The sequence below is a fragment of the Pedobacter sp. 01T416_2 genome (genome assembly GCF_056398925.1).
In genome coordinates this window covers 1-8,695 of the sequence record NZ_JBFTQI010000181.1, presented here as the reverse complement: position 1 = coordinate 8,695, position 8,695 = coordinate 1, and the positions used below count along the sequence as shown (strand labels likewise).

The 8,695-nt window shown below is 35.9% G+C and carries 7 protein-coding genes; 3 read left to right on the top strand and 4 right to left on the bottom strand.

Annotation, left to right across the window (positions count from 1 at the left end):
- Positions 1-673 precede the first annotated feature (673 nt).
- Entirely contained in the window at positions 674-2,560 is a 1,887-nt protein-coding gene (gene htpG / locus AC1DPQ_RS09930) for a molecular chaperone HtpG (RefSeq protein WP_477579979.1), read from the top strand.
- Between the two features lie 146 nt (positions 2,561-2,706).
- Here the strand turns inward: htpG and AC1DPQ_RS09925 are convergent, their stop codons facing one another.
- Positions 2,707-3,201: a type I restriction enzyme HsdR N-terminal domain-containing protein gene (locus AC1DPQ_RS09925; RefSeq protein WP_057933126.1), complete on the bottom strand. Its 495-nt coding sequence runs from the start codon at positions 3,199-3,201 to the stop codon at positions 2,707-2,709.
- Between the two features lie 21 nt (positions 3,202-3,222).
- On the bottom strand, positions 3,223-3,597 hold the full coding sequence (locus AC1DPQ_RS09920) for a hypothetical protein (protein ID WP_477579977.1): 375 nt from the start codon (positions 3,595-3,597) through the stop codon (positions 3,223-3,225).
- 378 nt (positions 3,598-3,975) lie between these two features.
- On the opposite strand from AC1DPQ_RS09920, the gene AC1DPQ_RS09915 reads away from it, so the two are divergent.
- A complete protein-coding gene (locus AC1DPQ_RS09915; protein ID WP_477579975.1) occupies positions 3,976-4,719 on the top strand; it encodes a LytR/AlgR family response regulator transcription factor in 744 nt (247 codons plus the stop codon).
- Position 4,720: 1 nt separating this feature from the next.
- On the opposite strand, the gene AC1DPQ_RS09910 is transcribed toward AC1DPQ_RS09915, so the two are convergent.
- Positions 4,721-4,864: a hypothetical protein gene (locus AC1DPQ_RS09910; RefSeq protein WP_230144489.1), complete on the bottom strand. Its 144-nt coding sequence runs from the start codon at positions 4,862-4,864 to the stop codon at positions 4,721-4,723.
- A 394-nt stretch (positions 4,865-5,258) separates the two neighbouring features.
- Between AC1DPQ_RS09910 and AC1DPQ_RS09905 the strand changes: the two genes are divergently transcribed.
- Positions 5,259-6,122 carry a sensor histidine kinase gene (locus tag AC1DPQ_RS09905; protein ID WP_477579973.1) on the top strand — a complete coding sequence of 288 codons (864 nt, stop codon included), beginning with the start codon at positions 5,259-5,261 and terminating at the stop codon, positions 6,120-6,122.
- Here AC1DPQ_RS09905 and AC1DPQ_RS09900 read toward each other — a convergent pair.
- A partial coding sequence (locus AC1DPQ_RS09900; protein ID WP_477609061.1) for a lantibiotic dehydratase occupies positions 6,119-8,695 on the bottom strand: 2,577 nt, incomplete at its 5' end. The two genes, AC1DPQ_RS09905 and AC1DPQ_RS09900, sit on opposite strands and share 4 nt — an antisense overlap.

Here is an 8,695-nt window from a genome sequence, read left to right as displayed (position 1 = left end):
CAACATCATATTACCAAGTGAAGCATGGTTAAAATCTTTGCTTGGTAAAATATTAGCGGTAGTCTGTGAGGACACAGACCACGGAATTGGAATAAAGCTATAGAATAGGCGCTATGAGTGGAAACCCCTCCTACTGGCACAGCCCGATCTGATCTAAACCCGATGGCACGAATGCCCGATCCTTCAATCGGCAGCAGGTACAGCGGGACTAACATTGATTGAAATACTGGCTTTGCTTTCCAAATCATTATTTAAACTGTGCAATAAAAACAACTAGTACTGTCACGTTGAGCTTGTCGAAACGCTCTGCTAAGGCTATTTAATCTACTCCTTCGACAGGCTCAGGATGACAATCTATATCATGAGATAGCCACACAGAATCATACACGAATCATGGAATAGGCACTATGAGTGGAAACCCCTCCGACTGGCACAGCACAACCTGATCTAAACCTGATGGCACGAATGCTCCCGATTAAGTACTGCTTTTTATTATGCTATAGTGTGCTTGCTTGTTTCACAGGTTTTCATCGGGGCAGCAGGTACAGCGGGACTAACACCAATTGAAATATTGGCTTTGCAATGACGACTCGCGCGGCTGTCATTTTGGCAAACAAATTCTTTTGGAACAACCCTTGTTATGCAGGATATAGATTAAACAATTTATTTACATATGAGCATACAAGAAAARGGAAATATCTCCATACACACCGAGAATATTTTCCCGATAATTAAGAAGTTTTTATACTCTGATAACGAAATTTTTCTTCGTGAGTTGGTTTCTAACGCAGTAGATGCAGTCCAGAAAATTAAAAGACTAGGTTCATTAGGTCAGTTTAATGGCGAAGTTGGTCAACCATTGGTACAAGTTGCGGTTGATAAAGAGGCAAAAACCATTACCATTAGCGATAATGGTTTGGGTATGACTGCCGAAGAGATTAAAAAATACATTAACCAGGTTGCATTTTCTGGCGCAAGTGAGTTTGTAGAGAAATTTAAAGATGCTAAAGATGCCAATGAAATCATCGGTAAATTCGGTTTAGGTTTCTACTCGGCCTTTATGGTTGCAGATTTAGTTGAGATTCAAACTTTATCATATCAGGATGGCGCTGAACCCGCACGTTGGGTTTGCGATGGCAGTACAGAATTTGAAATTACTGAAGGTACTAAAACTACACGTGGTACCGATATTATCCTCCATGTAAACAAAGATTCGGAAGAGTTTTTAGAAGAAAGTAAACTGCAGGAAATTCTTGATAAATACGCTAAATTTTTACCGGTTCCAATTAAGTTTGGTACTAAAACAGAATCGGTTGAAGATGGCGTAGATGAAGAAGGTAAAGCGAAGTATAACGATGTTGAGGTTGATAACATTATCAACACCACCAACCCAATCTGGACAAAAGCTCCTGCAGATTTGTCAGACGAGGATTATTTAAGCTTTTACCGCGAATTATATCCATTTAGTGAAGAACCATTATTCTGGATCCACTTAAATGTTGATTATCCTTTTAATTTAACAGGCGTACTGTATTTCCCTAAATTGAAAAACGATTTCGAAATGCAGCGCAACAAAATTAAATTATACTCTCGCCAGGTATTTATTACCGATGAGGTTAAAGATATTGTTCCTGAGTTTTTGATGTTATTGCACGGTGTAATCGACTCTCCGGACATTCCGTTAAATGTATCGCGTAGTTTCTTACAAGCCGACAGCAACGTTAAAAAGATCAACAACTACATTACTAAAAAGGTTGCTGATAAATTAGGAGAGTTATTTGCTAAAGACCGTAAAGCTTACGAAGATAAATGGAAAGATATTGGTCTTTTTGTAAAATACGGAATGATCAGTGAAGAGAAGTTTTATGATAAAGCCAAAGATTTTGCTTTAGTTGGAAACACTAAAAATGAGCTTTTCACACTTCCTGAGTATAAGGAGAAGGTAACCGCATTACAGACCGATAAAAACGGCACAGTGGTTTATTTATATACCAATGATGCTGCTAAACAAGATGCATTTATCCAATCGGCCAATAAAAAAGATTACGATGTTTTAGTATTGGATTCGCCAATCGACAATCACTTTATTAATCAATTGGAGCAAAAGCTAGAGAAAACATCAATCAAACGTGTTGACTCGAGTGTTGCAGATAAGTTAATTGAGAAAGATGAGCAGAACGAGCATGTTTTAACCGAAGATCAGGTAAAAGAAGTTACTGCTATTTTTGAAAAAGCCATTACCAAACCAGGTATGCATGTAGAAATTGTGGCTTTACACCCTGAAGAGTTACCAGTTACCATTACCATGGATGAATTTATGCGCAGAATGAAAGATATGGCTGCAATGGGTGGCGGAATGGGCTTTTATGGCCAGATGCCAGACAACTATAAGGTTGCCATTAATGGAAACCATAAATTGGTAAGTAAAATTTTAAAAGCTGAAGGAGAAGAGCAGCGCAACCTGGCTAAACAAGCGGTAGAYTTAGCACTTTTAGCACAGGGTATGTTAACGGGTGCAGAATTAACAGCTTTTGTAAGCAGAAGTGTAGAATTAATTTAATCAGGAAATCCTGTTATAATTTAAAGGGCGAAATCGATTAGATTTCGCCCTTTTGTTTTTAAGCTAAGCTCAAAAAAAAAGTCCCGATTAGATCGGGACTTTTAGGTAAGAATTTTCGGGAACTCTTAGATTAAAATTAATATTGTTTAGCTTGCTATTGGTGCCTGCTTTTGATCTACATTGAAGTAATCTTTATGGTCTTCGATCATTTTGGCAATTGTGGCCGCTTTAGTATCGGTTATTTTAAATTCGAACAATGGCTCTTGATTTTTCTTTGATCTCACCATTTTCTCTGTATAAAAGCGGTATACCAAACCATTGGTTAATAAACCATATTTAGCTTTTGTTTTACGGAAATATTTAGATAAGCGTGAATCATGGATATCTAAATTTTCAGCATGGTGTTTACATTCCACCAAAATTGTTGGTTCGCCATCTTTCATAATGGTGTAATCAACTTTTTTACTTTTTTTAACCCCGAAGTCTAGAACAGCTTCAGATTGAACCTCAGAAGGATCAAATCCTAAAATTTGGATAAAAGGCATAACTAACGCATTCCTAGTTAAATCCTCAGATTGAACTTGTGGAAGCATTTTCTTAATTCTTACGGCAAACTGCCCGATTTCGTCTTTCAATTCCATGATGTTATCTATTATAGGTAGTTAGTTTTTTAAATTGTATTGGTTAAATACCGAGTTTGCAGTGATAATAATTTGATCCAAACTTTGTTTATCAAAAAAATTTCTGTTCAACATATCGATCATATAAGTCAATTTATTGATATCATTAGCGCGCATGGTAAACTGAAAATTTTTCATGCCATCTTTTATCGCCTGCTGAACGTAGTTACGTACAACCAGAAAAGATTTTCTGAATGCGTATTCGCCATCTAATTGGCCCTTAACAAGGTTTTGTCCATCAAGATTGCTATATTCATTTTGCATTCTCTGGTACATATCTGCGTTGATTCCTTGTTTTTTTAGAATCCCCTTGTAGTAGATTTTATTAAGTAAATACTCGTATTCGTTGTGTTTCATGTGGAGGCTTGGTAGATGTAGGGGAATGTTTCTTTTGCTTTCGGTATTTTTGTTTTTTGGTTTTTAATAAATCTTTAACCCAGTATTGTATGGCCTGTTTTTAATTTTATTATCTACAGGCTACACAAGATTGGGCAGGCAGATGTTTTTCACAATTAGTCGTTTTCACTCCTAATTATTTTGTTTTTGGCAAACAGTATAAAGATTATAAAAAGAAGGGGTCCGGATAATTTTTTTACATCAACCACCCAGAATATTACACGAAACCTATGTTTTTTTTAGACGAAACCTGGAATAAGTTTTTTGGTGCATTTGTTAATTCAATTCATTTTTATTTAACTTGCATTCAAATCAAATAAAATAAACATATTTATACTCATGAATCTAAAATGCGTTGTTATAGACGACGAGCAACATGCAATTGAAGTATTAACTGACCACATTGGAGAAATGCCTGGTTTAACAGTTTTTAAAACTTTTACCAGCCCTGTCCAAGCACTTACTGAGATCAGTATTGAGGACGAAATTGATTTATTGTTTATGGATATTGATATGCCAGGAATCAATGGATTGGAACTGGCTAAAAATATCAGAGAAAAAGCAAAATATTTGATTTTCACTACTGCTCATCCTGATTATGCCCTGCAGGCATTTGATGTACAATCAGATCAGTACTTATTAAAACCTATTTCCTTTGCTAAATTTGCATTAGGTATTGATAGGATTTTAAAAAAGGAAGCAAATAATACCAAAGTTACTACGAAAGAAGCTGATCAGGTAGCGGCACTTTATATTAAAGGCGACCATAAATATGCTTTTTCTAACATCGCCATTGATGAAATACTTTACATCAAAGCACTACAGAATTATATACAGATTATTACTAAATCTGAAACCCACACTACCTACCTTACACTTAAGGAAATTGAAAAGGCTTTAGAAAACCACGCATTTATCCGTGTTAATAAATCGAACATTGTTGCTAAAGCGGCAATTAAAAAAGTAGATGGAAATATAATCCGTTTGGTAAATAACGAGATGATCCAAATTGGCGAAGGTTATAAAGAAGCTTTCTTCACCTATGTACAGAGCAGTTTGTTAAAATCTAATCGAAATCAATAAACTAAAGGTCTACAATCCAGCTAGTCATTACTACTGTGTGGCTTTGGTCACCTGTAGTGTTAGTAGTAAAGTTGTTTTGACCTTTAACATTTTTATAAACAAAAACAGTTTTTTTTGCAAGTTTAGTAGTGTGTTGTGCTTTCATGATATTATATATTTAATAATTATTTATTGTTGTTATTAATTTCTGTAAAGATGCAGCGTAAAATTAACCACAACTACTTTTTTACACAAAACCCCAATTTTAGGAGATAAAAACCCTATTTCAATAGATTTAAAGCGAAAAAATGACTTTTTCAACCCTCAAAATATTATATAAAAAATATAAACTTCATTTGCTTATCTGGAGTATTTACATCATATATGAAGTATTTATTTTAGGTTACACTTCTAAACAATTTAGACCGGCCGGTATCTATCTGCTTATATATATCACTAATATATCTGCTTTCTATTCTCATTCATTTTTGTTAAAAAAAGTGTTAAATAACAAGAATGAAGCCTTCAGGTTCTTAAAAATTTCGTTACTAATATTATTCATGTTAACAGCTTATGTTATTGTAAGTTATGTACTTGTAATGTTATTTGGAAAAATTGGGATAATAGAAAGTGAAAATTGGGACTTTATTGGTCGTAGTTTTATATTATCAGGTATATACAGGGCATTATTATTTATAGGTTTTGCTACTGGCTATGTTTACATTATCAAATCATTTCAGGATCAGAAGAAAGTAGAAGCATTAGAACGCCAAAACCTGGTTACCCAGATAGAGAAACAGGCATTAGAGAACGACCTTGTGCAATCGCAGAATAATTATCTGCGGAGTCAGATCAATCCACACTTTCTATTTAATACTTTAAACTTTATTTATAACGACGCCCGCAAAAAGGCACCTATGGCGGCAGATGCAATTATGAATCTGGCCGAAATGATGCGTTATGCCCTAAAACGTCCTGAAGCATCAGAAATGGTTCCGCTAAGTGAAGAAATTGAGCAAATTGAACACCTGATCAATCTGCATAAACTTCGAACGGCTAACACAATTAATCTGGAACTTGAGGTAACGGGCGATATGTTCGGGTTAAGATTTCCACCGCTTATCTTATTAACTTTGGTAGAAAACATATTTAAGCATGGAAATGTTTCACACTCTACTCAACAGGCCCTTATTAAAATTGCTTACCAAAATGACAACCTTAATATCAGTACTATAAACATGATTAATGATAATAAGGGCAAACAGACAGAAAGCCATCATGTAGGGATTGACAATATTAGCAAGCGCCTGAGTAATTTTTATGGCAATGATTATGTATTCAGGTATTACAAAGACCCGCTTAACCGATATATTACTGAAATAAATGTAGCTGTTGTTAACCCCTTGGCCAAGTTAAACCGTTAAGCTTTCATTGCATTTTGACGCTGGATATCTTTTAGCAGAAAATAATACATAACCATTTCATGTGTCCGCTGATCTTTGCTGAAAAGTCTATTTACGTGCATATGCATTAAATCAGTTAATAGCTTTAGTGCATTTTCGGGAGCACATTGTTTAAGAATTTTGATGAACGAATCTGAAAACTTATCGAACTCCTGCTCTTGCGCTGTTGTTAACGCCCTCCATTCAGTTTTACGAAACTCCTGGTAGTGATTGTTTAATTGTTTAAAATCGGCAGCATCTAATCGATGTTCCTCATTAAAGGTATCAGACATTATTCTCACGATTTTATTGATGGCCAACTTATCTATAATGTTAGATCCAATAATCTTTGAAATCAAAAGGCTACACAATTTATATTTGTTGAAATCATCAGTCTGAGTTTCTAAAAGCGATAATACAAATTCACTATCTACAGCAAAATGCTGCTCAACATCTTCGATCATGTTGCTGCCATAACGCTCTAACTCTCGTTTATAGGTCTTAATCTGTACATCAGATACCAAACCTGAATTTAAAAACAATTCCAGATTATCCATAAGTTTTGATGTTAACAGCTGCCCATCCCTTAGATTGTTTAGCTGAATCCTAAACCTGATGTGGTTTCCATTTTCATTGTAACGGATAAAAAACCACGATTTGACCTGATCAGTATGAGTGAATATGAAAGGCGCAATTACATCTGTCAAAATCTGATCACCGCGTTGCTGGTGGCAATAAATTTCGAAATACAGCCATTCTTTACCTGGCAGGAAAAATCGCGTTACTTCAGCATTTGCTGATGTTTTAGCCAAACCCCGATAAATCTGTTCGCCATGGCCTATACTTAAAACAAACTGGGCTAAATAAGGTTTAGCTGCTTCATCAACCACGATACTGTTTTGAGGCAGTAACATTTCTTCTATGTAAGTACTCCCATGTTTTTGCAGGTATTGCAGAAAAGCATTTATATCATCGTCATTTTGTAGTGCAAAGCATAATGTTTGATCGGATATACCTGCTTTAAAATATTCGCTAACACCTAAATTACTCAAGTATGACCTACAGTTGGCGACAGATAGCCACTTTTGATCGGCACCTAAAAGGGCTTCTTTTTTAATCCTCCATTTATTACTGCTTAAAACTATATTTTGATATTGTAACCTTGGATAATAATCCAAATCAGGGAAAATAGTATCAAGTGGAAAGGAAAGATTTGTTTGTATGCCTTGATGTTGCAAATCGCACAGTAACCTAAATACAGAAAGATCTGAGCGGATGTAATTGTACGCAGAAGCCATTCTTGGTACGAGCCGTTTATTTAAACGCTTAGAGCGAAGGATGATCTCTGTGCCCCGAATTGAAATCTGTATATCATTTAAGGCAAGTGGCGATGCTGAGGTATCAAAATTTAAGATTGATAATTGATGCCCATAAATCAGTTTTCGCCTGTTTACATTATCTACATTCGCCTCAACCATATAGGCCACATCAAAAAATAAAACCTCGGGGTTTGCTTGTTGTTCGGCGCCCGCAATGTCTTTAGCATATTGTGTTACATCATCGGCTGCCATTGTAAATCTTCCACTTAATGCATTTGATGTTGCTCCACCTATCTGTTCGATAAAAATCAAATCGTCGTGAACAGACATTACCATGCTAAATGAATTAGGTAAGGCTGCTAATTGCTGATTCGGTATCAAGGTAAGTTTGTTCAGATAAACAGTTTTACCTTTTTCGAAGTTTTGTTCCGTCAGGAAGGTTTTTAATGCCGTTTTAATATTTTCTGCCTCCGCTTTTTTCGGCGGCTTAGTATTGAAGCGTGTGATAAACTCGCTATTTTGACCAGCTTGCTCCAGCTCATCGTAGCCTACACCCATTTCTGGATCTAGTGCCAGTAATAATGGTACTTCCTGATCTTCAAATTTCTTTTTAAACCTGATCTGAAACTGGCTAAGGGCATCACGATCTTTTGCGGGCATCACACCATGGAGTATATTGATCAAACCTGGAATAGCCTGAAGCAAACGTTCATTAATACCACCCGATAAAGCAGTGCGCTGCGCGATAAGATATTTTGGCAACTCAGCCGTAGCAGTGAGCCCTACACGTTCAAAATAATCATCCCCTATAATATTGGGATCGTAGTTGGTAAAAACAAGCTGTAAATCGTGCATATCCTGCAGCAAAGCAAACAGGTTTTCGGTTTCAGCATCATTTAAATTTAATTGTTTTGCCAGATCGTTAAGCCTAATCGGTGTTAAGCAAGCAGCCAATATTTGCTTTACAAAATCGTCTTGATCTAACTCGGCAAGTTCAAAAATACCATCGGTACAAGCTATATACCGGATACTGTTGGGCGTTAAATAATAGCTGCTATTACTAAATATGAGGCAGTTCTTTCGCAGCACTTCTGCCAATGGCAATTGAATATTATTCTTATAAGGCCAATCAACCAATTCGCGTACCTTTTGGGTTTTTTCAACTACTATTCTGCTTTCCGATGATTTAATGGCATCGCTTAACAAGCTAAAACCGGCAAAGGTACCATATGGGGT

Excerpts from the sequence above, each read along its gene's own strand:
- AC1DPQ_RS09925 (WP_057933126.1), bottom strand. The coding sequence starts at position 3,201 with ATGGAATTGAAAGACGAAATCGGGCAGTTTGCCGTAAGAATTAAGAAA.
- AC1DPQ_RS09920 (WP_477579977.1), bottom strand. The coding sequence starts at position 3,597 with ATGAAACACAACGAATACGAGTATTTACTTAATAAAATCTACTACAAG.
- AC1DPQ_RS09915 (WP_477579975.1), top strand. The coding sequence starts at position 3,976 with ATGAATCTAAAATGCGTTGTTATAGACGACGAGCAACATGCAATTGAA.
- AC1DPQ_RS09910 (WP_230144489.1), bottom strand. The coding sequence starts at position 4,864 with ATGAAAGCACAACACACTACTAAACTTGCAAAAAAAACTGTTTTTGTT.
- AC1DPQ_RS09905 (WP_477579973.1), top strand. The coding sequence starts at position 5,259 with ATGTTAACAGCTTATGTTATTGTAAGTTATGTACTTGTAATGTTATTT.